The 26,872-nt window shown below is 43.3% G+C and carries 22 protein-coding genes and 1 pseudogene; 15 read left to right on the forward strand and 8 right to left on the reverse strand.

The genetic code is table 11. The annotated features are described in order from the left end of the window. Window positions 1–89 precede the first annotated feature (89 nt). Entirely contained in the window at window positions 90–746 is a 657-nt protein-coding gene (locus tag CHF41_RS06030) for an ArsR/SmtB family transcription factor (protein ID WP_162911924.1), read from the forward strand. Between the two features lie 265 nt (window positions 747–1,011). Here CHF41_RS06030 and CHF41_RS06035 read toward each other — a convergent pair whose 3' ends face one another. Continuing rightward, a complete protein-coding gene (locus CHF41_RS06035; RefSeq protein ID WP_119876437.1) occupies window positions 1,012–2,016 on the reverse strand; it encodes a lactonase family protein in 1,005 nt (334 codons plus the stop codon). Between the two features lie 144 nt (window positions 2,017–2,160). Here CHF41_RS06035 and CHF41_RS06040 point away from each other — a divergent pair, with 144 nt between their 5' ends. From CHF41_RS06040 to CHF41_RS06055, 4 genes are all read left to right on the forward strand, one after another. Continuing rightward, window positions 2,161–3,333 (forward strand): AI-2E family transporter, encoded by a 1,173-nt coding sequence (locus CHF41_RS06040; RefSeq protein ID WP_119876438.1) that lies wholly within the window; start codon window positions 2,161–2,163, stop codon window positions 3,331–3,333. Next, entirely contained in the window at window positions 3,323–4,552 is a 1,230-nt protein-coding gene (locus CHF41_RS06045) for a tetratricopeptide repeat protein (protein WP_119876439.1), read from the forward strand. Before CHF41_RS06040 ends, CHF41_RS06045 begins: the two co-directional genes overlap by 11 nt. Before the next feature lie 3 nt (window positions 4,553–4,555). Further along, complete coding sequence (budA, locus tag CHF41_RS06050; RefSeq protein WP_119876440.1) at window positions 4,556–5,272, forward strand: acetolactate decarboxylase; 717 nt, start codon at window positions 4,556–4,558, stop codon at window positions 5,270–5,272. A gap of 223 nt (window positions 5,273–5,495) precedes the next feature. Next, window positions 5,496–5,726, forward strand: coding sequence for a hypothetical protein (locus CHF41_RS06055; RefSeq protein WP_119876441.1), 231 nt, complete (start codon window positions 5,496–5,498; stop codon window positions 5,724–5,726). A gap of 270 nt (window positions 5,727–5,996) precedes the next feature. Here CHF41_RS06055 and CHF41_RS06060 read toward each other — a convergent pair whose 3' ends face one another. From CHF41_RS06060 to CHF41_RS06070, 3 genes are all read right to left on the reverse strand, one after another. Beyond that, window positions 5,997–6,467 (reverse strand): 8-oxo-dGTP diphosphatase, encoded by a 471-nt coding sequence (locus CHF41_RS06060; RefSeq protein ID WP_119876442.1) that lies wholly within the window; start codon window positions 6,465–6,467, stop codon window positions 5,997–5,999. A 32-nt stretch (window positions 6,468–6,499) separates the two neighbouring features. Continuing rightward, window positions 6,500–8,149: an Rqc2 family fibronectin-binding protein gene (locus CHF41_RS06065; RefSeq protein WP_119876443.1), complete on the reverse strand. Its 1,650-nt coding sequence runs from the start codon at window positions 8,147–8,149 to the stop codon at window positions 6,500–6,502. 121 nt (window positions 8,150–8,270) lie between these two features. Next, window positions 8,271–9,224, reverse strand: a complete 954-nt coding sequence (locus CHF41_RS06070) for an IS30 family transposase (RefSeq protein WP_119875415.1) — start codon at window positions 9,222–9,224, stop codon at window positions 8,271–8,273. A 648-nt stretch (window positions 9,225–9,872) separates the two neighbouring features. Between CHF41_RS06070 and trpX the strand changes: the two genes are divergently transcribed. From trpX to CHF41_RS06085, 3 genes are all read left to right on the forward strand, one after another. Continuing rightward, a complete protein-coding gene (trpX, locus tag CHF41_RS06075; protein ID WP_119876444.1) occupies window positions 9,873–10,871 on the forward strand; it encodes a tryptophan ABC transporter substrate-binding protein in 999 nt (332 codons plus the stop codon). A gap of 80 nt (window positions 10,872–10,951) precedes the next feature. Continuing rightward, on the forward strand, window positions 10,952–11,818 hold the full coding sequence (locus tag CHF41_RS06080) for an ABC transporter permease (RefSeq protein WP_119876445.1): 867 nt from the start codon (window positions 10,952–10,954) through the stop codon (window positions 11,816–11,818). Next, window positions 11,815–12,573 carry an ABC transporter ATP-binding protein gene (locus tag CHF41_RS06085; RefSeq protein WP_119876446.1) on the forward strand — a complete coding sequence of 253 codons (759 nt, stop codon included), beginning with the start codon at window positions 11,815–11,817 and terminating at the stop codon, window positions 12,571–12,573. The genes CHF41_RS06080 and CHF41_RS06085 overlap by 4 nt, the downstream gene beginning before the upstream one ends. Window positions 12,574–12,673: 100 nt before the next feature. On the opposite strand, the gene CHF41_RS06090 is transcribed toward CHF41_RS06085, so the two are convergent. Then, window positions 12,674–13,639: a DDE-type integrase/transposase/recombinase gene (locus tag CHF41_RS06090; RefSeq protein ID WP_119876081.1), complete on the reverse strand. Its 966-nt coding sequence runs from the start codon at window positions 13,637–13,639 to the stop codon at window positions 12,674–12,676. 190 nt (window positions 13,640–13,829) lie between these two features. Here CHF41_RS06090 and CHF41_RS06095 point away from each other — a divergent pair, with 190 nt between their 5' ends. From CHF41_RS06095 to CHF41_RS06125, 7 genes are all read left to right on the forward strand, one after another. Beyond that, complete coding sequence (locus CHF41_RS06095) at window positions 13,830–14,783, forward strand: IS30 family transposase (RefSeq protein ID WP_119876374.1); 954 nt, start codon at window positions 13,830–13,832, stop codon at window positions 14,781–14,783. Between the two features lie 180 nt (window positions 14,784–14,963). Next, on the forward strand, window positions 14,964–16,625 hold the full coding sequence (locus tag CHF41_RS06100) for a ribonuclease J (protein ID WP_119876447.1): 1,662 nt from the start codon (window positions 14,964–14,966) through the stop codon (window positions 16,623–16,625). Between the two features lie 372 nt (window positions 16,626–16,997). Further along, window positions 16,998–17,783, forward strand: a complete 786-nt coding sequence (locus tag CHF41_RS06105; protein WP_119876448.1) for an alpha/beta hydrolase — start codon at window positions 16,998–17,000, stop codon at window positions 17,781–17,783. 36 nt (window positions 17,784–17,819) lie between these two features. Continuing rightward, the gene (locus CHF41_RS06110) at window positions 17,820–19,724 is read left to right on the forward strand and encodes an ABC-F family ATP-binding cassette domain-containing protein (protein ID WP_119876449.1); all 1,905 of its coding nucleotides are present in this window, start codon (window positions 17,820–17,822) and stop codon (window positions 19,722–19,724) included. Between the two features lie 214 nt (window positions 19,725–19,938). After that, the gene (locus CHF41_RS06115; protein ID WP_119876450.1) at window positions 19,939–21,012 is read left to right on the forward strand and encodes a galactose ABC transporter substrate-binding protein; all 1,074 of its coding nucleotides are present in this window, start codon (window positions 19,939–19,941) and stop codon (window positions 21,010–21,012) included. 124 nt (window positions 21,013–21,136) lie between these two features. Beyond that, window positions 21,137–22,669, forward strand: a complete 1,533-nt coding sequence (locus CHF41_RS06120) for a sugar ABC transporter ATP-binding protein (protein WP_119876451.1) — start codon at window positions 21,137–21,139, stop codon at window positions 22,667–22,669. Beyond that, window positions 22,662–23,672 carry an ABC transporter permease subunit gene (locus tag CHF41_RS06125; RefSeq protein WP_240622940.1) on the forward strand — a complete coding sequence of 337 codons (1,011 nt, stop codon included), beginning with the start codon at window positions 22,662–22,664 and terminating at the stop codon, window positions 23,670–23,672. The genes CHF41_RS06120 and CHF41_RS06125 overlap by 8 nt, the downstream gene beginning before the upstream one ends. Window positions 23,673–24,353: 681 nt before the next feature. Here CHF41_RS06125 and CHF41_RS06130 read toward each other — a convergent pair. The 3 genes and pseudogenes from CHF41_RS06130 to murT form a co-directional block, all read right to left on the reverse strand. After that, window positions 24,354–24,602, reverse strand: a pseudogene (locus CHF41_RS06130) (LapA family protein); the annotation flags it as partial. Window positions 24,603–24,611: 9 nt separating this feature from the next. Further along, window positions 24,612–25,400, reverse strand: a complete 789-nt coding sequence (gene gatD / locus CHF41_RS06135) for a lipid II isoglutaminyl synthase subunit GatD (protein ID WP_119876453.1) — start codon at window positions 25,398–25,400, stop codon at window positions 24,612–24,614. 1 nt (window position 25,401) lies between these two features. Beyond that, on the reverse strand, window positions 25,402–26,745 hold the full coding sequence (murT, locus tag CHF41_RS06140) for a lipid II isoglutaminyl synthase subunit MurT (RefSeq protein WP_119877152.1): 1,344 nt from the start codon (window positions 26,743–26,745) through the stop codon (window positions 25,402–25,404). Window positions 26,746–26,872 lie beyond the last annotated feature (127 nt).

Here is a 26,872-nt window from a genome sequence, read left to right on the forward strand (position 1 = left end):
CGGAAGGAAGAGCTTTTTTCATTCAGATAAAAAAAGATATGGTATAATCAATACTGAAGAATGAATGGGGAAGAGGAGTGTCAAGGACTTTGGTAGATAGTAGACAGTACATGGATCAGATTTTCAAGGAATACGTGCGCATTGGAAAAGCATTATCCAGTGAAAAACGATTAGAAATCTTACATAGGCTTATCCATGGTCCGAAATCCGTAGAGCAGCTGGCTAGAATGACGGATATGACCATTGCGAATACCTCTCGGCATTTGCAAGTGTTGAAAGAGGCTAGTTTAGTCACTTTACAAAAAGAAGGGAAATATGTCTGGTATAGTGTTTCATCAGAAATGGTTGAGCGCTTGTTACGAGATATTCATCAGATTAGCGAAGAGCAGTCACCGATGTTAGAGTTTATTGAGCAGCGATTTATTGCGACGGATAATCAGATAAAGACCATTGACTTGGCAGAAGCTAAAAATAAGGTCTTTGCCCGCCAGGCCCAACTAGTTGACTTGCGGTCTGAGGTCGAGTTTGAAATTGATCATGTAGAAGGTGCGCTCAATATTCCCTATGCCGTGTTAGAGGATAATTTAGAAAAACTGGATAAGGATAAGACAATCATCTTATACTGTCGAGGCTTGTTTTGTACCTATGCTAACCAAGCGGCCGCGGTTTTAAATCGCAGTGGCTTTGAAGCTTACAGCGTCAACGGGACCCATTTTGATTGGAAACGGGAAGATGAAGAAAAATAAGAGCAGGGTTTGGCATGGCTTTCGAGTCATGCCAATTCTTGCTCTTTTGCGTTTAGATGTTAGGGAGAATGTGGTCTTAGACAGCTCTAACTCTGGTATTTTTCCCTGAGTCTGCTTTCCCTAAGCTCTAGTCTTTGTGTTTGTCATTGAAACTGTGTTTCCTAGGTTCTCAGTCTGCTATTTTTCCTTGAATCTCTCTTCCCTGAACTCAAGTCTAGCTAAAAAAGCTTAAAACCAACGACAGGTTTTAAGCTTTTTTAGTTTTTTAGTCAAATGTGACGCAGACAGCTTCAGGGACGATAAAGTCTGAAGAAAGGCTAGTCAGTTTGCCTGTTTCTGCATCGCGCCTAAAGACGCTGATGTTATCTGAGTCTTGGTGAGCTACAATCAGGAAGCGATTGTCAGGGCTAAGGATGAAGTCGCGCGGGGTTTTACCAAGGCTCGGTACGATTTCGACCAACTCAAGGCTAGCGTCTCCTAGTACCTTGTACACTGCAATTGAATCATGACCGCGGTTTGAGCCGTAGAGGAATTTCCCGTCGTTTGACAGGCGGATGGCTGCGGTGCCATTAAAGTCTGTGTAGTCTTCTGGCAGGGTAGAAATGGTCTGCATATGCTCAAATTCCCCTAAGCCGTCGTAGATGAGTACCTCAATGGTTGAGTTCAATTCGCAGATAAGGTAGGCAATTTTAGCCGTTGGGTGGAAAATGATGTGACGAGGACCAGCACCTGGTGTTGCATGATAACGGGCGAGCGGTGCTAGCTTTCCTTGGTCGGATACCTTGTAAGTCACGACTTCATCCGTCCCTAAATCGCAGGTGACAAGATGCTGATCAGGCGTCAAACCAGCGAAATGCACGTGTGGGCTCGCCTGATTCTCATGAGGACCTGAGCCTTTATGCTGCTGAACGTCTGTGAGTGTCAGTCCCCCATTTTCCAATCGTTTGTAGGCCAAGACTTGTCCCTTGTGGTAGTTGGCACCGTAGACAAGACCACGTTCTTCATCAACAGATACGTAGCAGTGTGGCGCACCTTCTGTGACGGAGTGATCAATGAGGTCAAAGCTTTGCGAAAAAGCGGCTAGTCCGCCCTGACCGTCCTTAGCTCCTACAGAATAAAGAGCATGATCGTTTGCAAAGGCAAGATAGGTTGGATTTGGTTCAGCTACTACCAAACGACGGTTGGTCAATTCACCTGTTGCTGAATCAAAGTCCGCTGCATAGATACCTTTTGAATCTCTTCGAGTATAGGTTCCAAAATAAAGTGTCATGATTTCTTCCTCACTTTGTTTTCTTTTGGAAATTATATCATATTTTGAGGATAAAGTCCCTTTCCACTGATTTCTATGACCCGAAAATCAGGGATACATGGTATAATAGAAGCAACTATACGACTATACAAGAAGAGGTTTACTATGAACGATAAGAAACAGAAGTTTTACACGTCTTGGTTTTTCAAATGGTTTGTCAACAATCAAGCTGTCACTTTTTTTCTCGTGACGCTCTTAGTTCTGTTGACCGTCTTGGTCTTGACTAAAATTAGTTTTATTTTTAGTCCGATTAAAAGCTTTTTAGAGATTATTCTTCTGCCGATGCTACTGACAGGGTTGCTCTATTATTTGCTTAATCCAATCGTTGATATACTGGAAAAATACAAGGTATCACGAACCGTTGCTATTGGGATACTTTTTGTCATAATCGTCTTTCTATTGGTGTGGGGCTTGGCAGTTGCGATTCCTAGCATTCAAAAACAAGTCGTTAGCTTTGCTCGCAATCTCCCGACCTATATTCAGGACATTGAGCTACAAGTGACTACTCTGCTACAAGATGATCGCTTTGAGCAGTTCCGTCCGACGGCCCTTGAAGTATTAGAAAATGTCAATAGCCATATTATCTCCTTTGCACAAAAATTGTCGTCAAGTGCAGTCGATTGGGCTAAAAACTTGATTAGTGCGACCTCGCAGGTGGTGGTAGCGGTCTTGATTATGCCCTTTATCCTCTTTTACCTCTTGCGGGACGGGCAATACCTGAAAGCTCATATTACCAAATATCTCCCAACCAAATGGCGTTCTTCTATCGGTGATGTCTTGACAGAAGTCAATAGTCAACTCTCTAATTATGTTCGTGGACAGGTAACAGTCGCAGCGATTGTGGCCTTGATGTTTTCGATTATGTTTTCTGTGATTGGGCTTAGCTATCCGATTACGTTGGGAATCGTGGCTGGTTTCTTGAATCTGATTCCCTATCTTGGGTCTTTCCTTGCCATGATTCCAGCGCTAATCTTGGGAGCTATTGCAGGGCCGTTTATGCTGATTAAGGTCGTCATTGTCTTTGCGGTGGAGCAGACGATTGAAGGACGGTTTGTGACACCGTTGATTATCGGTAGTTCCTTGAATATCCACCCAATTACCATTCTCTTTGTTCTCCTGACAGCTGGGCAGATGTTTGGCGTAGTGGGAGTCTTGCTTGGAATTCCAATCTATGCTTCTATCAAGGTGGTTTTAAAAGCGATTTTTGAATGGTATCAAGAATACAGTGGCTTGTATGGGCCAGAACAAGAAGTAGTTGAGGGTCTCGATGAAGAATAGTGAAAAAATGTTGGTATGCTTAGAGCAACAAGAACTGCAAAAAGCGATGAAATATTTTCAGCGCGCCTTGGAGACGGACTCCGATGAGGTCTTGCTAGACTTGGCAGTGTATTTAGAAAGCATTGGTTTTCTTCCACAAGCAAAGGAAATCTACCTGCGTTTGCAGGATAGCTATCCTGAGCTTGCCATTCAGCTCGCCCAAATTGCCAACGAGGACGGTTTGACAGAAGAAGCATTTGGCTATCTGGAGATGATTCAACCAGACAGTCCAGCCTATCTAGAAGCCTTGCTAGTCAAGGCGGACTTGTATCAGTCAGAGGGGCTAGCGGACGTAGCACGAGAAAAACTCTTGGAAGCGAGTCGATTGTCTGATGATCCGGTCATTTTGTTTGGTCTAGCCGAGCTAGACATGGAGTTGCAGGAGTACAAGGAAGCAATTCAATACTATGCCCAGTTGGATAATAGAGATATTTATGAGTGGACAGGCGTGTCCACTTATCAACGGATTGGGCTTGCCTATGCCAGTCTTGGAAAGTTTGAAGTGGCCATTGAATTTTTAGAAAAAGCAGTAGAACTGGCTTACGATGATCAGACAGTCTTTGAGCTTGCGACCTTGTTGTTAGACCGAGAAGACTATCAGAAGTCAGCCCTTTATTTCAAGCAATTAGACACCATGAATCCAGAATTTGAAGGCTATGAGTATGCCTATGCTCAAGCTCTTCATGGGGAACATAAGTTGGCAAAAGCGCGTGAAATGGTGGCAAAGGGGCTTGCGAAAAATGAATATGACCCAGCCCTGCTATTGCTGGCTTCTCAGTATGCTTACGAGGACCACGATGTCAAGGCAGCAGAAGCCTATCTCCTACAGGCGAAGCCTGATGTGGAGGATGAAAATGAAGTTGTTCTGCGCTTGACCAACCTTTACTTGGAACAGGAACGGTATGAGGAGACTATTGCTCTTTATTCGGAAGAGTTGGACCATGTCCTAGCGGTGTGGAATATCGCAAAAGCCTATCAGGCCTTGGAACGAGAGGAGGAAGCACTTGCTCTCTTTGAACATTTGCAGCAAGATTTGACTGAAAATCCAGAGTTTTTAGCAGATTACACTGAGCTCTTGCGGCAGTTGGGAAGACGAGAAGAAGCGAAGAATGTGGCAGGTCGGTACCTACACTTGGTGCCAGATGATCTCCTCATGCAAGAATTTTATAATCAAGGGTAATAAATGGAAGCAAACAAATTATTTCAGTATAATACACTAGGCGCCTTGATGGCTGGTCTGTACGGTGGTTCGTTGACAGTCGGTGAATTGCTCGAACACGGTGATTTAGGACTTGGAACGCTTGACTCGATTGATGGAGAGTTGATTGTTCTAGACGGGAAAGCCTATCAGGCCAAAGGTTCAGGCGACAAGCCAGAAGTGGTTGAGGTATCACCAGATGTTAAAGTTCCCTATGCAGCTGTCATTTTTCATCAGGCAGAAGTGATTTTCAAGCAGCGTTTTGCAATGACAGATAAGGAATTGCAGGCACGTATCGAATCCTACTACGACGGAGAAAATCTCTTTCGCTCGATTAAAATCCGTGGTCATTTTTCCAAAATGCATGTGCGGATGATTCCCAAATCGACGTCTGATATGAAGTTTGCAGAAGTCGCAACGCATCAGCCAGAATACACCGCAGAAGATATCTCAGGCACTATTGTGGGAATCTGGACACCTGAGATTTTCCATGGGGTCAGTGTCGCAGGTTATCATCTGCATTTTATCTCAGATGACTTCAGCTTTGGCGGGCATGTCATGGACTATGTCATCGACCAGGGCTTTGTGGAAGTGGGCGCCGTTGACCAACTGGACCAACGCTTCCCTGTTCAAGACCGCCAATTCCTCTTTGCCAAATTCAACGCCAAAGAAGTACGGGAAGATATTGACAAGGCGGAGTAATCGTTTTTACGAGCTTGGGACAAAAGTCTGATTAGAAAAGTAAAAAACGAATAAAGGAAGAGCTAAAACCTTAAGACTCTCTCTTTGTTCGTTTTTTTGTATATATTTTAGTAAAAAAGACTATGTGAAATGATTGAATTTCTAACGTGGAACTCTTTTGTTCTAAGCTCATTTTGACATGTAGTGCATTGAATAAAGGTTAAGACCTCGTTAAGTCGCTTTGATGAATACCAATGCCAGTTTTATCTGTAGCTCCTTGTCTTGTCCAATTTCTTTCGCAATCCACTATACCATTGCTGTCCTTCGTGGTCTCGGCTTTGAAGTATCAGATAGGTGTGGTATCTTACCAGAAAATGACTCTACCGAAGAAGATTTGCGCTTCTATTTTTCTCCAGAAATATGGCAGGAAGTCTTGGCAGATATTCAGCAGTATGAAAGAAAAAGAGGCAACTAGCCTCTTTCAAAATGTAGAAAAAACCGAGATTTATTTAAACAAATTCAAGAGTTCTGCTAACTGAACAGTTGATTTTTACGATTTTCGCGAGCGGAGCGAGCCTCATCAGATACTTTTCTCTGTGGTAAAAGTAGCGTCATGACTGGTCCTGACGCTACTCGGAAATGTTGAGACTTTAGGCTCAACATTTAGGTATGGAATTCCGTAGGAAGTCGCTACCGTCCGCACCACCTAAGAAAAGTATCTCAAAAAACTTTTTCCTTTTATCATCTAATCGTACAATATTTCTTTCGTATGGGAGATGCAGTGGTTTTCTTCATCCCAGTAGTGGATGCGCTCAAATGAGCCTTTGCGCCAGTAAAGGGGCAGTCGTTCACGGATGTCATCTTGCATGTCAAGCTGATCGAGTTGGTCAATTTGCCACCATTTTGGTGTACCTTCGGGTGAGCTTTTTAGAACCTCGCCGTCGAACTCCTCGCAGAGAAAGTCGTAGTAGACATAGCGCTCATTTCCGATTGGATTGGTAAATCCTGAAATCCCTTTGAGTTGCAAGTTGAGAACAGTCAGACCTGTCTCTTCCTTGACCTCACGGACTGCTGCTTCAAAAAAGCTTTCGGGAAATTCCACCTTGCCACCAGGCTGAATCCAGCCCTTGAAATCATCATGTTGACGGTCTAAGAGCAGGACTTGGTCGTCCTTTTTAATACAAACATTGACATAGTTTTTAATCGTTTCGCGCATAGTCCCCTCTTTTTTGCTGTGAATACAGATCCTTATTGCTTCATGGACTTAATCTTTGTTTCATCTGGTGTCACTCGGAGTGTTTTTTGCCCTCGGTAGGTGACAAAGCCCGGTTTTCCGCCAGTTGGTTTATGCAATTTCTTGGCTTCAATCATGTCAACCTGTACTAGATTGGAATAGCGGGCCTTGGAGAAGTAGGCCGCTAATTCTGCGGCATCGGTCTTGACTTCGTCACTCGGGTCCAGATTGTCCGTGATGATGACATGGCTTCCTGGAATGTCCTTGGCATGGAACCATAATTCCCCTTTTTTTGCCATTTTAAAGCTCAATTCATCATTTTGGAGATTGTTTTTTCCAACGAGAATAATGGTTTTTCCGTCTGTTGCCAGATAGCGTTCTGGCTTTTGGCGTTTAGCAATTTTTTCCCGATGACGGCGCTTGAGATACCCTGTCTCAATCAGTTCTTCTCTGATTTCTTCAATTTCAGAAAGACTCGCCTGTCCTAGCATGGTATCCACACTTTCAAGGTAGTCAATTGTTGCCTTGGTTTCCTCAATCAGGTTGTTTAAGTGCTTGACTGCTTCCTTTAATTTTTGATATTTTTTAAAATAACGCTGAGCATTTTGGCTAGGGGTAAGGGCTACATCTAGCGCAATGGTCAAGGGCTCACTGGTATAGTAATTGTCTAAAGTGACACTTGCCTGGTCGTTGGGTACTTGGTGGAGATAGGTCGTCAGTAATTCCCCTTTTTGACGGAAGAGTTCGGCACCTTCGGTGTCAAGGAGTTCCTGCTCCTGCTTGAGGAGTTTCTTGCGATTTTTCTCTAATTCACTCGCCACCCGTTTGATCAATTCCTGCGCTTGCTGAGCCACCCGATCTCTTTCTGCCTTGTCCTGATAGTAGTAGTCAAGGAGCTGAGAAAGGCTGGAAAATGTTTCCTGACTGTCTGCAAACGATGCGGCGGAATAGGATTTCGTCGTTATCGTCGGCTTACAGGCTTGTCCAAAAAAGTTGCGGAAGGTCTTGAGTTTGTCTGTGGTCAAACGCTCTGCCAATTCCGTTGCGGTATCGCGACCCAAGCCTTGAAAAAGTACTTGAAGTCGCTTGGGGACGAGTTCTTCTGTACTCAAGAGTTCAAATAATTTCTCATCACCGATCGTAAAGGGATTGAAGCTGTTGGTCTCAGGAGGGCGGACATAGCTCGACCCCGGTAGAATGGTCCGATAGGAATTTTGTGAAAAGCCGACGTGCTTAATAGCTTCGATAATCCGCTCCTCGGCCTTATCAATGAGGAGAATATTACTGTGTTTGCCCATGATTTCAATGATGAGACTGACCTTGATATGATCGCCAATCTCGTCTTTGTTCGATACGACAAATTCCAAAATACGGTCATTGTCCCACTGGCGGATAGTCTCGATAATGGCGCCCTGCAAGTATTTTCGTAAAATCATAGTAAAGGTGTTTGGAACCTTAGGATTGGTAAATTCAGTCTGGGTCAGCTGGGCGCGACCAAAGACTGGATGAGCAGAGAGTAGTAGTTTGTGGCTTGTCCGATTGCTACGGATATGGAGGACGATTTCCTGCTCAAAAGGTTGGTTAATCTTCTGAATTCGACCGCCCTCAAGTGCCTCTTGCAATTCAGCTGTCATGTGATGTAAAAAAAATCCGTCAAAAGACATGTCTATTCCTCGTGTTTCTAGTACCTGTAGAGTCGCTTATTTTTATATCTATTCACTTTTATCTATCCTAAAAAGGCTGTACAGCGACTTCGCCTCCCAATTGGCAAATTTCAAGTTCAAGTTAGCCAGTCTGTAAAAATTCTCTAGGAGATTTGTAACCCAATATCTTCTTTGGATAGTTGTTAATCCAGTTTTCAATAAATGCGACTTGTTGCTGCGTCGCCTTTTTGCTTCCCTTAGGCAACCAACGCCTGATGAGTCTATTATGATTCTCATTAGTTCCACGCTCCCAAGAGGAATAAGGGTGGGCATAGTAGATATGATCGGGGCCAAAAACTTCTGCTAAACGACTGAATTCAGTCCCGTTATCAGCTGTGATTGAGTTAATTTGATAATCTCTGAGGATCATTTTCAGAGCTTGATTGACTGAAGACGCGGACTTATCGGGAATGAGTCGGATGATTTGATAACGACTCTTTCTATCAGTTAGAGTCAACAGACACTCATTTTTTGCCCGTGTTTGAATAACCGTATCAATTTCAACATCACCAACATTCTCACGTTGATTAATGCTTTCTGGCCGTTCCTCAATCGATTTTCCAGCCGGCTTAAAGTTGGGACTCGCTTGTTTTTTCTTCGTTTTCTCCTTGCGAGGATAAAGCATGCCATCCTTGGTCAATCCTAAGTGTCCATGATGAATCCAGTAGTAAATGGTGGAGACGGAGACAGATATCCCTTTTGCTTTTACCATCATCTCAGGAGAGTATTTCTGCTTGATATAGTGAAGAATCTTTTCTTTGAGTTCCTTGGTTAGGGAAGTCTGCCTCACAGAATGTTTACGATTATTTTGATAGTTTTTTTGAGCGAAGTCAGCTGAGTAGATTATTTCAAATTTTCCTTTACGCACTTGTTGCCTAACCAGACCACGTTTGACTTCGTTGTGAATGGTTTGAGGAGCCTTCTCTAATCTTCTAGCGATTTCACGATTTGAGAGCCCTTCTTGAAGCCAACGCTCAATCATTCTACGTTCAGCTAGTGTCAAATGTTTCCTTTTTGGTGTATAATAGTGTTGCATCTCAGAGTCTTTCTAATTGTTCTTGTGGTGATTACAATTATATCTCTCTGAGATGTTTTTTTATACCCTTGAGTGGCTAACTTCATTTTAGAACTTTCGTTCGCCTCCCAATTATAACATTTTTTAGAAAATTTACAAAAAACTATTGACAAAGTAAAAAAGAAGCCCTATAATGTTTACTAATCAGAAGAAGTAGTAAACGAGAAGTTTTCAGGAAGCTTGTGGGTATTGCGAACAAGCAGCGGACGTTTATGAAATGGGCTGAGGATTTATATTGAATTCAAAACAATGAGAATTCGGTTGGCACCCCTTACCGTGCAACTCCTTGATAGAGGAGCTTGAGATATGGAGAGATTCTAGACAATCTCCATAAGTGAGGTGGCACCGTGTCATTGACGCCCTCGCATACAGTTTTTGTATGCGGGGGCTTTTTCTATAGTGTTATGGATAACATAGCGCTGTATAAGGAGGATAATATCATGAACAAGCGATGGCGTTGGCAGTATGTGTCAAAATGACTTTTTAGAATGATGGATAGTCAGCTTAGAGGAAACTGGTGTCACTAGCCTTATCTTCTATCTAAATATCAAAAGGGTAAATAGAGCCTAAACATATATAAATAGTTTGTGAACCAAAGGGAGATTGGATATGAAAAACAAGAATTTATTGTTAACGATTGTAGCGTTAGTAGCCGTTGTTGTTGGGGGAATTTTCCTCACTAACAAAAAGGATGACAAGAAAACCCAGACCGAGGGTGAAGCGGTTAAGGTTGGAGTGCTTCAGTTTGTAACCCATGAAGCGCTTGATGAGATTTACCGTGGGATTCAAGACGGCCTTGCAGAAGAGGGGTACAAAGGCGATAAGATCAAGATTGATTTTATGAATGCTGAGGGTGACCAAGGGAAAATCGCAACCATGAGTAAGCAATTGGTCTCAAACGGCAACCAAGTCTTGGTCGGAATCGCTACACCAGCAGCTCAAGGTCTTGCCAACGCAACCAGTGATTTGCCAGTTGTGATGGGAGCTATCACAGATCCGGTCGGTGCGAAATTGGTTAAAACTCTTGAGGAGCCAGGTGCCAATGTAACAGGAGTTGCCTGCCCAGAGCCGATTGCTCAGCAACTTGATTTGATTAAAAAAATTACGCCAAATGCAAAAACAATCGGTGTTCTCTATTCAAGCAACGAAGACAATTCAAAACTGAATGTGGAAAAATTCACCGAGTTAGCAGAAAAAGAAGGCTATACTGTACTTGCTTATCCGGTACCGTCTAGCAATGAAATTGCTGCAACCATGTCTGTCATGACCAGCAAGGTCGATGCCATCTGGATTCCACAAGACAATGCGATTGCTTCAGCCTTTAAGACAGTAGTTGCCAGCAACAAAGAAGCAAAAGTGCCAATCTTCCCAAGTGCGGACACCATGGTCAAAGAAGGTGGTTTGGCATCTGTTGTTGTCAGCCAACACGGTCTTGGAGTTTCAACAGGAAAAATGGTAGCGAAGATTTTGAAAGGTGCAAAACCAGCTGAGACACCAGTTGATGTGGTGGATCAAGGTGCACCAATCATTAACAAAAAAGTAGCAGCAGAATTAGGCATTACCATTCCAAACGATGTCGAAAAAGCTGCTGGTGAAATTGTCGAGTAAACACAAAAAAGAGAAGAGAGTGAGGATGTACTATCGACTCAATTGGATCGCTCTTTTCTTACAAGTAATAGGAAGAAAATATGATTGTATCAACAGTATCACAAGGTCTCGTCTGGTCTATCTTGGGGCTTGGCATTTACATGACCTTCCGTATTTTGAATTTTCCAGATATGACAGCAGAAGGAAGCTTTCCTTTGGGAGGAGCGGTAGCGGTCACTCTGATTAGTAGTGGTATCAATCCCTTTCTTGCGACCCTCTTAGCTGTTCTTGCAGGTTGTGTGGCAGGCTTAGCAACGGGGCTCCTTTATACAAAGGGGAAAATTCCAACGCTTCTTTCAGGAATCTTGGTTATGACCTCTTGTCACTCCATTATGCTGATGATTATGGGACGGGCCAATCTTGGACTGTTAGGAACGAAGCAGATTCAGGATTATCTCCCCTTTAGCAACGCGGTTAACGACTTGGTTGCAGGCCTGATTTTTGTGGTATTGGTCATTGTCGCCCTTCTCTTTTTCCTTGACACCAAGCTAGGACAAGCCTATATCGCAACAGGGGACAATCCTGATATGGCACGGAGTTTTGGTATCAATACGGACAGCATGGAGCTGATGGGCTTGGTCTTATCAAACGGGGTGATCGCTTTAGCAGGGGCTCTGATTGCGCAACAAGAAGGCTACGCAGATGTCTCACGTGGAATAGGGGTTATCGTTGTTGGTCTTGCCAGTCTGATTATCGGAGAAGTTCTCTTTAAGAGCCTGACCTTGGCCGAACGCCTGATGACGATTGTGGTCGGTGCGATTGCCTATCAATTTCTTATCTGGGCGGTGATTGCGCTTGGCTTTAACACGAGCTATCTCCGCATTTATAGCGCTGTAATCTTGGCAATCTGCCTCATGATTCCAACCCTAAAAGCAAAATTCTTCAAAGGAGTGACCATTAGCAAATGACAGCAATTGTAGAATTAGAAAATGCCACCAAAGTGGTCAATAATGGCTTTGATGAAGAAAAGATTATCTTAAATCAGGTTTCTTTGACCATTCATGAGCATGATTTTATCACGATTTTAGGGGGAAATGGAGCAGGAAAATCAACGCTTTTCAACGTGATTGCAGGGACCTTGTCCCTTACGAGCGGGACCATTCGCATCATGGGCGAAGATGTGACTAACCTCTCACCTGAAAAGCGGGCCAAGTACCTAGCACGGGTCTTTCAAGATCCTAAAATGGGAACAGCCCCTCGGATGACGGTTGCAGAAAATCTCTTGATTGCCAAGTTCCGTGGTGAAGGGCGTGGACTTGTGCCTAGAAAGCTTGCCAGCTATAAGGAAGAATTTCAAACGACCATTGACCAGATTGGCAACGGACTTGAAAAACATTTGGACACGCCGATTGAATTTCTCTCAGGGGGGCAACGCCAAGCCTTGAGCCTCTTGATGGCGACCTTGAAACGCCCAGAATTGTTGCTCCTAGACGAGCATACAGCAGCTCTTGACCCTAAGACGAGTGTAGCTCTCATGGAATTGACAGACCGCTTTGTCACAAAGGATCAGCTGACAGCTCTTATGATTACCCACCAAATGGAAGATGCCCTCAAGTACGGTAATCGTCTTCTTGTCATGAAAGATGGACAGATCATCAAAGATCTAAACAAGGCTGAAAAAGAAGCTATGACCTTGGAAGATTACTACCATTTGTTTGAATAAACGATTATCCCCAGTTAGGCGAGAGACTGGGGATTTTTTGAGCTATGTACCTTTGTCAATGATGTGAGACCAAACTTTAATTTTTAGAAACCATGATATGCTATTCTATCTCCAAGGAGCTAGCTCCTTGGAGAAATTTTCTTGTTTCAATAGGGGATTTCCAACCTAGGCTCTGCATGGGGAGTCTGTTAGAGGTGTAGAGGTATCGTTTCATCTGCCTGATGAGGTCATCGTAGGAGTAGAATCGCAAGTGTTGGTAAAAGCGTCTGTTATCGTTTCTGTGGCTGCGTTCCACTTTGCCGTTGTGTCTAGGTGTTCGCGGTCGAATGAGCTTGTGCACCATGCCCAGCTCTTTACAAAGCACATCCAAGGGGTGAATCTGCTTGGTTTCCTTGAAGTGAGTAAACTCAAATCCATTGTCGGTCTGAATAATTTGTGGCTTGTAGCGAAAGTGTTTAATGGCCATTTTGACAAACTGGACAGTGGAGTAAGAGGACTGTTCCTTGAAGGGATAGATAAATCGCTCTCTGCTTGCTTCGTCAATGACAGTGTACTGGTAAAATTTTTCAGGCATCGTGCCAGTGTAACAGTGCTTAGGGACGTACTTCACGTCCATTTGCCACTTGATTCCTAATTTCGTGGGTGTATCATAGGGTTTAGGAACATAGGCCTCTTTCTTGGTTTCAGCCGCCTTGAAGAATCCCATTTTTCTCAAGAGCCGAAAGAGAGAGCAAGGGTGTCTGTCGTATCCCTTGTTGGCTCTTAGCTTGTAGAAAATCTCGATGAGGGTTGCATTTGGATTTCTGCGGATGCAGTTTTTAATCCACCTGATTTCTTGCTCAGTATGAGCTTTGGGGTGAGTTTTGTGTGGTCTGTGGGACTTATCTTTGAGAGAGTCCTTGGTTCCGTCAAATCGCTTATTCCAGCGCATGAGAGAGGCTTTTGAGACCTTATACCGCCTGCAGATGAATGCGACAGAAGCCCCACCACGATACGTTTTCACCGCGTGGTAACGTGTGTCGAGCGTGTGTGGCAAATAACGAAGGTTTTGTGGTATACTAGTCATGAGAAGATTCCTTTATGAGAAGTGTGGTTACTTTTATCATATCAGGTTTCTTCTTTTTTGTACTCAGGTCTCACATCTATTGTAAGGTAACCGAAAGTTCTACAATGAAGTTAGCCAGTCAAGGGTATAAAAAAACATCTCAGAGAGATATAATTGTAATCACCACAAGAACAATTAGAAAGACTCTGAGATGCAACACTATTATACACCAAAAAGGAAACATTTGACACTAGCTGAGCGTAGAATGATTGAGCGTTGGCTTCAAGAAGGGTTCTCAAATCGTGAAATCGCTAGAAGATTAGAGAAGGCTCCTCAAACCATTCACAACGAAGTCAAACGTGGTCAGGTTAGGCAACAAGTGCGTAAAGGAAAATTTGAAATAATCTACTCAGCTGACTTCGCTCAAAAAACCTATCAAAATAATCGCAAACATTCTGTGAAGCAAACTTCCCTAACCAAGGAACTCAAAGAAAAAATTCTTCACTACATCAAACAGAAATACTCTCCTGAGATGATGGTAAAAGTAAAAGGGATACCTGCCTCCGTCTCCACCATTTACTACTGGATTCATCGTGGGCACTTAGGGTTGACCAAGGCTGACATGCTTTATCCTCGGAAAGAGAAAACGAAGAAAAAACAAGCGAGTCCTAACTTTAAGCCGGCTGGAAAATCGATTGAGGAACGACCAGAAAGCATTAATCAACGTGAGAATGTTGGTGATGTTGAAATTGATACAGTTATTCAAACACGGGCAAAAAATGAGTGTCTGTTGACTCTAACTGATAGAAAGAGTCGTTATCAAATCATCCGACTTATTCCCGATAAGTCCGCGTCTTCAGTCAATCAAGCTCTGAAAATGATCCTCAGAGATTATCAAATTAACTCAATCACAGCTGATAACGGGACTGAATTCAGTCGTTTAGCAGAAGTTTTTGACCCCGATCATATCTACTATGCCCACCCTTATTCCTCTTGGGAGAGGGGAACTAATGAGAATCATAATAGACTCATCCGGCGTTGGTTGCCTAAGAGAAGCAAAAATGTGACTCAACAACAAGTCACATTTATTGAAAACTGGATTAACAACTATCCAAAGAAGATATTGGGTTACAAATCTCCTAGAGAATTTTTACAGACTGGCTAACTTGAACTTGAAATTTGCCATTGTAAGGTAACACGAGAGACTGGGGATTTTTTGAGCTATATTTTGAAAAAATACTGAAAAAAGGGTATAATAGTATGGATATGCAAGAAATTGCAAGACTGTAATTCGACTTGGAACTCCAAGGACCGTTAGTAATTATCATCAATTAAAGGAGTTATCATGACTGACATAAAAATTATGGCTTTGGGCGGTGTCCGTGAGAATGGGAAAAATCTCTACATCGCTGAAGTCAATGAGACGATTTTCGTCTTGGATGCTGGACTGAAATATCCAGAAAATGAACAGCTTGGTGTCGATGTAATCGTACCGAACTTTGAGTATTTAGTGGAAAATAAGAAGCGGGTAGCGGGTGTATTTTTAACCCACGGACATGCCGATGCGATTGGGGCTTTGCCTTATCTACTAGAAAATGTACGAGTACCTGTCTTTGGCTCTCATTTGACCATTGAACTCGCTAAATTAGTCGTTAAAAACTACAATGCGACTAAGAAATTTAAAGATTTCCACGTAATCAATGCCGAAACAGAGATTGATTTTGGAACATCTATCGTATCTTTCTTTAAAACGACCCACTCGATTCCTGAAAGTTTAGGAGTTGTCATTAAGACCGATGAAGGAAATATCGTCTATACAGGCGATTTCAAGTTTGACCAGGCGGCAGATCCCTTCTACAAGACTGATTTTGGTCGCTTGGCAGAAATTGGAAACGAAGGGGTGCTTGCGCTCTTATCTGATTCTGCTAACGCAGACAGCAACATTCAAGTAGCGAGCATGCACGAAGAAGCAGAAGAGATTTTCAACACCATTGCGGATTGGGAAGGGCGTGTCATTGTGGCTGCCGTTGCAAGTAATATTGTCCGTATCCAGCAAATCTTTGACGCTGCTGAAGCAACGGGTCGCCGTGTGGTCTTAACGGGTCACGATGTGGAAAATATCGTCCGCACAGCTATTCAGTTGAAAAAATTGCGCTTGGTCAGCGAACGCTTGTTGATTAAGCCAAAAGAAATGAATAAGTTTGATGACAATGAGTTGATTATCTTGGAAACAGGTCGTATGGGTGAGCCCTTGAACGGCTTACGCAAGATGTCAGTCGGTCGTCACCGCTATGTTGAGATCAAGGACGGAGACTTGGTGTACATTGTCACAACCCCAACTATTTCAAAAGAAGCAGTTGTGGCGCGGGTGGAAAATATGATCTACCAAGCAGGTGGTGTGGTCAAATCCATCACCAAGAATTTACGTGTATCGGGTCACGGAAATGCGCGTGATTTGCAATTGATGCTCAATATCTTGCGTCCGAAGTATTTGTTCCCAGTGCAGGGAGAATACCGCCAACTCGACGCGCATGCACGAGCAGCGCTTGAAATCGGCCTTTATCCAGAGAATATTTTCATTGTTAAGCGTGGCGATATTATGAGCTATGAGCAGGGCGAATTTGTCCATAGTGGTTCTGTCCCTGCGGGCGATGTCATGATTGACGGAAATGCGATTGGTGATGTAGGCAATATCGTCTTGCGTGACCGTAAGATTTTGTCAGAAGATGGTATTTTCATCGTAGCAATTACGGTCAACCGTCGTGAGAAACGCATCATCTCAAAAGCCAAGGTCAATACGCGTGGATTTGTCTATGTCAAGAAGAGTCGCGACATTTTACGGGAAGCTTCTGAATTGGTTAATACAACGGTTGAGCAGTACTTTACTAAGGATAGTTTTGACTGGACAGAGCTCAAATCGTCTGTCCGCGATGAACTGGCAAAATACCTCTTTGACCAAACCAAGAGACGACCAGCGATTCTGCCTGTTATCATGGAAGTGAAATAGATACTCGTCAAAAATCAAACTCTGACGTTGTTAACTCACCTTGCTGAACTGTTGAGAAAAGTAGTTATTTTTCTTATTTCCAAACTCTCACAATCTTCAATTGCAAGGAGCGAGCTACGCTTGTTTTATTTCTTACCTTTCACAATTCTTAATTGTGCAAGGTAGTCAGACTTTTGTTTTTATAGAGTATCCGTTTCTATTGATGATATTGTAAACGCTTCTTGCTTCGACAGTCCAGTAGGAATGTTGAAGATCGGAAACAAGAATGATGGACTGGCTGATAGACTATAAATAGCATACAAGAATAAAGAGAGAAAGGTGGCAGCTGCTTGAACAGGGCAGCACCTTTTTCTATTGAAAAGGAGAAAAACGATGGCCCTAATGAGTATTACCTACTATTCCCCAGTGATGGACTTGGACTTGTCGGTGCAGGTCTTGTACCCAGACAAGGGGCGGGTGGACAATCCTGATGATACGGATATTCCTGTCTTGTATTTGTTACACGGAATGGGTGGGCGTGATACGACTTGGTTGCGATTGTCCGCCTTGGAACGCCTGGTGCGTAAGACCAATCTTATCGTCGTGATGCCAGATACCCACAATGGCTGGTATGTCAATACCCAGTACGGATATCCGTATTTTGATGCGATTGCTGTCGAATTGCCAGATGTGTTGAAACGCTTCTTTCCTAATATGACAGATAAGCGGGAAAAAACCTTTATTGCAGGGCTGTCTATGGGTGGCTACGGTGCTATGCGCTTAGCCTTAGAAACCAATCGTTTTTCTCATGTCGCTAGCTTATCAGGGGCGCTGAGTTTCAAGGATTTTGATCCGAGAAAGGAAAGTCTGGGCAGCCCTGCCTATTGGACAGGGACTTTTGGAGAGATTGAAGACTGGGAAAGTCCAGAAAATTCGCATTCTCTCATTAATCTTGCCAAAACAGCCGACAAAAAAACGCGGATGTATATCTGGTGTGGTGAGCAGGATTTTCTCTATCCTGCCAACAACTTTGCAGCACAAGCTTTTAAGAAACTGGGCTATGAGGTGGACTATCAGACAGCACCTGGCAAGCACGAGTGGTACTACTGGGACAAGCAGTTAGAGGTGCTCTTAGCTTGGTTACCAATTGACTTCCAGCTAGAAGAACGCTTGTCTTAATCAAGGATAAGACAGAAGATGTGATACAATAAGATTATGATTATATTACAAGGAAATAAGATTGAGCGCTCCTTTGCTGGGGAGGTGCTCTTTGAAAATATCAATTTGCAGGTGGACGAGCGGGATCGGATTGCCCTTGTCGGGAAAAATGGTGCTGGTAAGTCAACCTTGCTAAAAATTTTAGTGGGTGAAGAAGCACCGACCAGTGGCGAAATCAACCGCAAGAAAGATTTGTCCCTGTCTTATTTGGCGCAAAATAGCCGTTTTGAATCAGAAAATACAGTTTATGATGAAATGTTGCAGGTGTTTGCTGGACTGCGTCAGACTGAAAAGCGCCTGCGGGACATGGAATTACAAATGGGTGAATTGACAGGGCAAGCCCTTGACCAGTTGATCCAGACCTATGACAGTCTCTCAGAAGAATTTCGTCTCGCAGGCGGTTTTACCTACGAAGCAGATATTCGGGCTATTTTAAACGGCTTCAAGTTTGACGAGTCCATGTGGCAGATGAAGATTTCGGCTCTCTCAGGTGGACAAAATACCCGTCTAGCTTTGGCGAAAATGCTACTTGAAAAGCCAGAACTGCTAGTCCTTGACGAGCCGACCAATCACTTGGATATTGAAACGATCGCCTGGCTGGAAAACTACTTGGTGCATTACAAGGGTGCGCTGATTATTGTCAGCCATGACCGTTATTTCTTGGATAAGGTGGCGACCATTACGCTCGATTTGACAGCGACTTCTCTGGACCGTTATGTGGGGAACTATTCGAGCTTTGTAGAGTTAAAAGAGCAGAAGTTGCTGACTGAGTGGCAAAATTATGAGAAGCAGCAAAAAGAAATTGCCAAACTAGAAGACTTTGTCCAGAAGAATATCGTTCGAGCGTCCACCACCAAGCGGGCTCAAGCAAGGCGCAAGCAACTGGAGAAAATGGAGCGTTTGGATAAGCCGACCCAAGGTCAAAAATCTGCTAACATGGCCTTTCATTCAGACAAGACATCTGGAAACATTGTTTTGACAGTTGAGCAAGCAGCGGTGGGCTATGATGGCCAGATTCTCTCTGAGCCGATACACATTGACCAGCGAAAACTCGATGCGATTGCCATTGTAGGGCCTAACGGTATCGGAAAAACAACCCTCTTAAAATCAATCATTGGTCACATTCCCTTTATCAAGGGGGAAGCAAAATTCGGTGCCAATGTTGAGGTAGGCTACTATGACCAGACCCAATCTGCCTTGACCCCGTCTAATTCGGTGTTAGAAGAGCTATGGTCTGCCTTTCCAACGACTCCTGAAGTGGAGATTCGTAATCGTCTAGGAGCCTTTCTTTTCTCAGGTGATGATGTCAAAAAATCGATTGCCATGCTCTCGGGTGGGGAAAAAGCGCGGGTTCTCCTTGCAAAATTGTCTATGGAAAACAATAATTTTCTGATTCTGGACGAGCCGACCAATCACTTGGACATTGATAGCAAGGAAGTCTTGGAAAATGCTTTGATTCAGTATGACGGCACCCTACTTTTTGTTAGCCACGACCGCTATTTTATCAATCGGGTGGCGACCAAGGTCCTCGAATTGTCCGAGACAGGAAGCACCCTCTACCTGGGTGATTATGATTATTATTTGGAGAAAAAAGAGAAGCACTCAGTAAGTTCGAAAGAGCAAGCAGAAGCAGTCAGCATAGCCAGTTCTAGTGGTGCGATTGACTACCAAGCGCAGAAAGAAAACCAAAAAGAGCAACGAAAAATCGCTCGCCGTATTGAGCAAATCGAAAGCGAGATTGACCAGCTAGAAACTCGCTCTGCTCAGCTTCAAGCAGCCATGCTTGAGACCAATGACGTGGGTGAATTGACCGATCTCCAAAAAGAACTTGACCAGTTGTCGCACCAGCAAGAGGAGCTGATGCAGGAGTGGGAAGAGCTTTCTGAGCAGCTAAATCTCTAAGATTTCCTTGATAATAGTCTGATATAGATTGTTTAAGAAGCATCTCTGCTAGTAGCGGGGGTGCTCTTTTTTAGTAAAAATAAGTAAAAAATAATAAAAATTTAGTAAAAATATGTTGACAAAATAAAATTGAAAATATACTATTGATATATAAAGAAATCGCTTTCAGAAAAATAAAGGTTGTCTAATATCCTATAGAAAGGAAACATTTAGGATGAAAAAACTATTGAAATATGTAGCGATTGCCTTTGTGGCAGTGCTATTAGTTGCCTGTGGTGCGAACAAGAGTGGAGGCGGATCAAGCTCTGGCAAGACCTATAATGTCGGTGTTGCAATCTATAAGTTTGACGATAATTTCATGACTTTGTATCGTGAAGAATTGGAACACTATTTTGGCGAGTTGAGTAAGAAAACAGGCGATAAATATGTCCTTGATATTCAAGACGGCAAGCAAGACCAAGCGACCCAGACAGAACAAATCAATAACTTTATCGCTCAAGGTAAAGATGTTATCTTAGCCAATCTCGTTGACCCAACAGCAGCTGGTAGCATTATTAACTCTGCTAAATCCGCTAATATTCCTGTTGTCTTAATTAACCGTGAGCCAGAAGTCTCTGAACTTGAAATCTGGCCAGGAAAGACCACCTATGTAGGAGCAGATGCGACACAATCTGGTACCTTTCAAGGAGAAATCATTGCAGCGACAGCTTCTAAAGGAGACTTGAATGGTGATGGTGTGGTCAATTATATTACCCTCTTTGGAGATCCAGCCAATGTCGATGCTCAACAACGGACAGCCTATTCTGTAAAAGCCCTTGATGATGCAGGCATTAAGCGCAAAGCGCTCGCTGAGCCATATCTTGCTAACTGGGATACAGCCAAAGGTCAAGAAGTAACAGCTTCCGCACTAGAGCAATTTGGCAATAAATTAGAAGTCGTATTTGCTAATAATGACGGTATGGCAGTTGGTGCAGTTACAGCTATTAAGGCCGCAAAACGGACCGTCGGAAAAGATATCCTTGTCGTCGGCGTCGATGCGATTCCAGACGCGATGGAGTTACTTGCCAAGGGAGAATTGACAGGTACAGTATTGAACGACCACTTTAACCAATCTCACACAGCAGCCAATGTTGCAGTTGATTTAATGAATGGTAAAGATGTTGAGTCTTACTACTGGGTGGACTATGTGAAAGTCACTAAGAAAGAAGATTCTCAGCTAAAAGAAGCGAAACCAAAAACAGAAACAACAAAAGAAGCCAAAGAACGTTACGCAAAACGTGACAAATAAGGCAAAATATAATAGATAACCAATTTGGAAAATGATTTCTTCTGTCCCACGGACTAAGGCACCACGGTGAAAGGATTGTGGGACAGATTTTTTGATGCTAAAAAGAAAGTAGGTCGAATGGAAAATGAGTGATTACATTTTGGAGATGAAGCATATCACCAAAACCTTTCCTGGGGTAAAGGCCTTAGATAATGTGACCTTCCGCTTGAGACCGGGGACCGTTCATGCTCTAATGGGTGAAAATGGTGCGGGCAAGTCTACTCTGATGAAGTGCTTGTTTGGTATTTATCATCGGGACGCGGGCTCCATTATCTTTAATGGGCAAGAGGTTGATTTTAAGGATTCAAAAGAGTCGATTAATGCAGGAATTTCGATGATTCATCAAGAATTACAACCCATTCGGATGATGACGATTGCAGAAAATGTCTTTTTGGGGAATTATCCTTTAGGGGCATTGAACCTAGTCAATCATGCCAAGATGAATGAAGAAACCAAGAGTTTGTTGGAGGAAGTCGGTCTTTCTATTGAGCCTACAACCCTGCTCAATGATTTAACCGTGTCTCAAATGCAGTCTGTTGAGATTGCAAAGGCTATTTCCCACCATGCAAAAGTGGTGATTATGGATGAGCCAACTTCTTCCCTCACAAGCTCAGAAGTGGAAAAATTATTTGACATTATTGAAAAGTTAAAAGCAAAAAACATAGGGATTATCTATATTTCCCATAAAATGGATGAGATTTTGCGTATCTCTGATGATATTACCGTCATGCGGGATGGTCAGTATGTAGGAACCTGGCCAGCCAAAGAAATGACCACCGCAAAGATTATCCAGGCCATGGTTGGTCGGGAACTGACTAGTCTATTTCCAGAGAAGACTAACCGCATTTCGGAAGAAGTGGTGCTGGAGTTACGCAACCTAACATCGCCAAATCCTCTTTCCTTTAAAAATGCTAGTTTTAGGTTACGTAAAGGAGAAGTGTTAGGTATTGGTGGCTTGGTTGGCGCTCAGCGAACGGAGTTGATGGAAGCCTTATATGGTATGAGAGTGCTACAAGAAGGAAAGATTTTCATCAAAGGACAAGAGGTGAGCATTAAACGTCCAGCTGATGCCATTAAAAATCGGATTGCTCTTGTGACGGAAGACCGGCGCTACAATGGAATTTTTGGGGTCTTATCCATTACAGATAATGCATCCGTCGCAGCCTTGAAACAATATGTCAGTCGGATGGGTTTACTCGATGAGAAAAAAATCAACCACGTAGTAGAAGGGAATGTGAATCGTCTACGGGTCAAGACCCCTGATAATAAAACAAGGATTGAGAGTCTGTCTGGCGGGAACCAGCAGAAGGTGATTTTAGCAAGATGGCTTGCCAACCATCCAGATATTTTGATTTTAGATGAACCAACGCGTGGGATTGACGTAGGCGCTAAATATGAAATTTATCAGATTATCAATGACTTAGCAGCAGAAGGCAAATCCATTATCATGATTACCTCAGAAATGTCTGAATTACTGGGCGTTTCAGATAGAATCATGGTCATGTGTGAGGGGCGAGTTGCAGGATTTTTAGACCGAGATACAGCTACGCAAGAGTCTGTGATGACCTTGGCCACAAAATTTATGGGATCCCACGAAGGAGGAACAGAAAGTGTTTAAAGTAGAGAGGCAAACATCAGCCAAATCATTTAATCTAGGAGATTTTTTAACGAAAAACTCCATGTATATTGTTGTTGCTGTGATGATTTTATATACTGGAATGACCCAGGATAATTTCTTTACAGTAGGAAATGCAGCCAATATCATGGCCAACACCTCTGTGCGCTTTATTATTGCGCTCGGTGTATCAGGCTGTTTGATTATTCGAGGAACCGACTTATCCGCTGGGCGGATTGTTGGCTTGACAGCCATTATTACCGCAACCTTGGTACAGCAGCCAGATTTTGCTGGCAAGTTTTTCCCCAATTTACCAGACTTACCGCTTGTTGTTCCTTTGCTAGCAGCCTTGCTTGTCGGAGCTCTTTTGGGCTTGATAAATGGTGCCATTGTATCCTTTTTGAATGTACCTCCCTTTTTAGCAACACTCGGTACGCAAATCATGACCTATGGTTTTGTCTTGATTTATTCTCAAAGTAAGCCGATTGGAACCTTTAAAGATGAATTTGTCGCCTTTGGCCAAGGGAAATTGTTTGGTTTTCTTCCATATGTGACGATTGTCGCTGCCATCATTGGGCTTGCGATGTGGGTCTTATACAATAAAACACGATACGGAAAATACATGTATGCCATCGGTGGTAATGAACATGCGGCAGAAGTATCAGGTGTCAATGTAGGCATGTCCAAAATCAAGATTTTCCTCTTAGCCGGTCTCTTGTATGGCTTAGCAGGCTTCCTACTATCTGCCAAAACGGGTTCGGCAGGAGCAGGGGCTGGTATGGGGTATGAACTAGATGCCATTGCCTCAGCAACCATTGGTGGTGTTTCAACTGCGGGAGGTCAAGGAACTGTTCCAGGTATTCTCCTTGGGGTGTTCGTCTTTGAACTGCTTAAAGTTTGTCTGACTTACCTGGGAGTCACCCCAGACATGACAAACGTTATCCAAGGTATTGTGATTGTCGTAGCAGTAGCACTTGATATTCGCAAAACCATGGTGAAAAAATAATACTCGTCCAAAATCAAACTCTGATGTCGTTAACTCGCCTTGCTTCAACAGTCCTGTGGACTGTTGAAGGTTGGAAATAAGGATTATGACATAATCCTCGGCTAATATCAGTCCTGTGGACTGTTGAAGGTTGGAAATAAGGATTATGACATAATCCCCAGCTACCATCAGTCCTGTGGACTGTTGAAGGTTGGAAATAAGGATTATGTCATAATCCTCAGCTAATATCAGTCCTGTGGACTGTTGAAGGTTGGAAATAAGGATTATGTCATAATCCTCAGCTAATATCAGTCCTGTGGACTGTTGAAGGTTGGAAATAAGGATTATTGTATAATCCTCAGCTAATATCAGTCCTGTGGACTGTTGAAGGTTGGAAATAAGGATTATGACATAATCCTCAGCTAACATCTAATCCCCGTTACGCCTACGGTGTCGCGCAGGTCAGTTTTACTAGCCCTATCTCCAACCTCTCACAATTCTCAATTGTGGAAGTTAATCAGATTTTGATTTTTATAGGGTGTAGTGGAGTAGAAATTAAAACAATCCCTCTATCATGAACGATAGGGGGATTTGATGATGTTCTTATTCGATTGTTGGCTCTTCTTGTGTAGTTTGATTAGCTAATAGCTGTTTTTGCTGGTCTAACTCCAGCTGGACCTGTGCGACTTTTTCTTCAAGTCGTTGTTTTTGGCCTTCCAATTCTTTCTTGGCTTGTTTGAGTTCGCCTTTGAGTGAGAAATGTTTGCTCATACCGATCAGGCTTGCAACAATCGCTCCGAGTAAGACAGAAACCAAAATGAGAATAATCAGAGGTAGTTTGAAATAGCCAAATAAGTAACTCACCTTGACAGTTTCCATATTAGCAAGAGATAATCCTGCAATTAGTAAAATCAAGAGTAGCACAACAATATAGTGCAGTTTCGTTTTCATAACCTTCTCCTATTCTTCTTCAAAACGGGCCTTGCTTTTTACATCGCCATATTCTTCTGGTCTTTCGAGGGCGAGAACCTCTTCGTAGGCAGGCAGAACAGTATTCTGCCCGTATTTGTTGCGCAGTGCAGTTGTAACAAGGCGGTAGGCAAGATTGGCATTGCGCGAGAGGATTGGGCCGTGGAAGTAGCTAGCAAAGGTATTTTTGTAGTGCATGCCCTCACCGCCGTCCTCGTTATTGTTGCCGTGTCCGTAAATGGTCTTGCCCAGCGGTTTTTGATTGTTCGCCAAGAACGTCCGTCCCTGGTGGTTTTCAAAGCCATAGTAGGTCTCGTTAAATTCTTCGTTATGAATCTTAATATCACCGATAAAGCGGTTGTTGATCTGATTGAGCGTATAGTGTCCGAGAATGCCTAGCCCCTCAATCTTGCGGCCGCCCGCTTCGATATAGTACTGGCCCAGTAATTGGAAGCCACCGCAGATAGCAAGCATAACACCATCATTTTCAATAAAGGCTGAGAGAGCTTCTTTTTTTGTCGGCAAGTCTTTTGCAAGAATGGACTGTTCAAAGTCCTGCCCACCCCCGAAAAAGGCAATATCATAGAAATCCTTGTCAAATGAATCCTCAAGCGATACGATATCCACTTGGACGCCTGCTCCGAGCTTTTCAGCCACGTATTTGAGCATGAGGATGTTACCATTATCGCCATAAGTGTTCATCAAGTCCCCATAGAGATGCGCAATATGGAGCTTATAGGCATAGTCCTTAGCAGGACTTGAAAGTGATGTATAGACCATATTATTTCATCTCCCTTCCAACGATTTGGCGCTGCGCGAGAATGTCGCGAAGTTCCAGCATAGCAGTGTAAGTGGCAAGGATATAGGTGTGCTTGGTCGTGCCTTTTTCAATCAAGTCCAAGATTTTTTCGATAGATTGGTCCTGACTCATGTCTTGAGGATTTGCCCCAGCTACCCGTAACCTACGTGCGATTTCAGAAGCACGTGCCCCACCCGCAAATACATGCGGAATCGGCATCAGGCTGATTCGTTCAAAATCGGCATCCCAAATCCAGCTAGTATCAATCCCGTCTGCATAGTTGGCATTGAGAAGAACAGCGAGGTTAAATTCGTAAGGCGCTAGTTGAATCATTTCAAGTGCTTGTGTTGCACCGACTGGATTTTTAATCAAGACCAGAGTGCAGTCCTTATCGCCTAAATTGAAGGTTTCTTGACGACCAAAGACGGCCTTGCTCTTGTCAAATCCAGTCTTGATGATTTCAGGTGATACACCTAGAAATTCAGCTACGCTGACCGCAGCAAGGGCGTTGTAGATGTTGTATAGCCCACCGATGTTGATTTTGTATTCCTGCTCGTCAATGACAAAGGTTGAAGAAACATGAGTAATTTCTTTTAAGTCGGTGAGCTTGTAGTCCAAGTCAGGACGAGCAAAGCCGCAAGACAGGCAAATGTAGCTCCCTAGATTGGCATAGGTGTTCATCTTGTATTGCAAAATCTGGTGGCAATGCGGGCAAAGGATTCCCTCGGTATTGTAATGAGCGAGTTGTGGCTCGTGTTCGTCTGTCGCAAATCCGTAGTATTTTATTGGATTGATTAACTTGGTTGAATGAAAGAGCGGACTGTCACCATTGGCAAGGACAGTTGCTTTAGGCGCTTTTGCAGCACCGTCAACAATCATCTGGTAGGTTGTATAAATCTCGCCGTAGCGATCCATCTGATCGCGGAAGATATTGGTAAAGACAATCAAACTTGGCTGAATAAACTCGGTTACTTTGGCAAGGCTTGCTTCGTCGATTTCAAGTACCGCAATTTTCTTCCCATTCTTATTTTTCTTAGCAGATAAGAACGTGGCGGTAATCCCAGTCAACATATTGGCCCCACTGGTATTGGTCGTGACTGCTCCAAAGGCCTCTTCCAAAATCCCGACCGTCAAGGCAGTCGTCAAGGTTTTGCCATTGGTCCCTGTAATGACGACGATTTCATAGTCTTTTGCAAGGCTATCTAAAATGTGTTTATCAAATTGAAGGGCAATTTTTCCTGGCAGAGTAGTCCCACGTCCTAATTTACTAAGGATTGCTTGAGATGTTTTTCCTGCAAGAAGCCCTAAAGCTGTATTTAGTTTCATCATAGGCTTATTCTATCATAAAATGGACGCTTTTTCTAGGAAGGAAAATCAATCCACTCGGAAAATTAATTTTGGCTAGAAAGAGGCTATTTTGAGCCAACAACAAGGCCGTTTTATGAAAAAATTT

Source organism: Streptococcus respiraculi (assembly GCF_003595525.1).
Taxonomy (GTDB): Bacteria; Bacillota; Bacilli; order Lactobacillales; family Streptococcaceae; genus Streptococcus; species Streptococcus respiraculi.

Bases quoted from the DNA above. Each gene is read 5' to 3' on its own strand.
- CHF41_RS06035 (WP_119876437.1), bottom strand. From the start codon at position 2,016: ATGACACTTTATTTTGGAACCTATACTCGAAGAGATTCAAAAGGTATC.
- CHF41_RS06040 (WP_119876438.1), top strand. From the start codon at position 2,161: ATGAACGATAAGAAACAGAAGTTTTACACGTCTTGGTTTTTCAAATGG.
- CHF41_RS06045 (WP_119876439.1), top strand. From the start codon at position 3,323: ATGAAGAATAGTGAAAAAATGTTGGTATGCTTAGAGCAACAAGAACTG.
- budA (WP_119876440.1), top strand. From the start codon at position 4,556: ATGGAAGCAAACAAATTATTTCAGTATAATACACTAGGCGCCTTGATG.
- CHF41_RS06055 (WP_119876441.1), top strand. From the start codon at position 5,496: ATGAATACCAATGCCAGTTTTATCTGTAGCTCCTTGTCTTGTCCAATT.
- CHF41_RS06060 (WP_119876442.1), bottom strand. From the start codon at position 6,467: ATGCGCGAAACGATTAAAAACTATGTCAATGTTTGTATTAAAAAGGAC.
- CHF41_RS06065 (WP_119876443.1), bottom strand. From the start codon at position 8,149: ATGTCTTTTGACGGATTTTTTTTACATCACATGACAGCTGAATTGCAA.
- CHF41_RS06070 (WP_119875415.1), bottom strand. From the start codon at position 9,224: ATGCAACACTATTATACACCAAAAAGGAAACATTTGACACTAGCTGAA.
- trpX (WP_119876444.1), top strand. From the start codon at position 9,873: ATGAAAAACAAGAATTTATTGTTAACGATTGTAGCGTTAGTAGCCGTT.
- CHF41_RS06080 (WP_119876445.1), top strand. From the start codon at position 10,952: ATGATTGTATCAACAGTATCACAAGGTCTCGTCTGGTCTATCTTGGGG.
- CHF41_RS06085 (WP_119876446.1), top strand. From the start codon at position 11,815: ATGACAGCAATTGTAGAATTAGAAAATGCCACCAAAGTGGTCAATAAT.
- CHF41_RS06090 (WP_119876081.1), bottom strand. From the start codon at position 13,639: ATGACTAGTATACCACAAAACCTTCGTTATTTGCCACACACGCTCGAC.
- CHF41_RS06095 (WP_119876374.1), top strand. From the start codon at position 13,830: ATGCAACACTATTATACACCAAAAAGGAAACATTTGACACTAGCTGAG.
- CHF41_RS06100 (WP_119876447.1), top strand. From the start codon at position 14,964: ATGACTGACATAAAAATTATGGCTTTGGGCGGTGTCCGTGAGAATGGG.
- CHF41_RS06105 (WP_119876448.1), top strand. From the start codon at position 16,998: ATGGCCCTAATGAGTATTACCTACTATTCCCCAGTGATGGACTTGGAC.
- CHF41_RS06110 (WP_119876449.1), top strand. From the start codon at position 17,820: ATGATTATATTACAAGGAAATAAGATTGAGCGCTCCTTTGCTGGGGAG.
- CHF41_RS06115 (WP_119876450.1), top strand. From the start codon at position 19,939: ATGAAAAAACTATTGAAATATGTAGCGATTGCCTTTGTGGCAGTGCTA.
- CHF41_RS06120 (WP_119876451.1), top strand. From the start codon at position 21,137: ATGAGTGATTACATTTTGGAGATGAAGCATATCACCAAAACCTTTCCT.
- gatD (WP_119876453.1), bottom strand. From the start codon at position 25,400: ATGGTCTATACATCACTTTCAAGTCCTGCTAAGGACTATGCCTATAAG.
- murT (WP_119877152.1), bottom strand. From the start codon at position 26,745: ATGAAACTAAATACAGCTTTAGGGCTTCTTGCAGGAAAAACATCTCAA.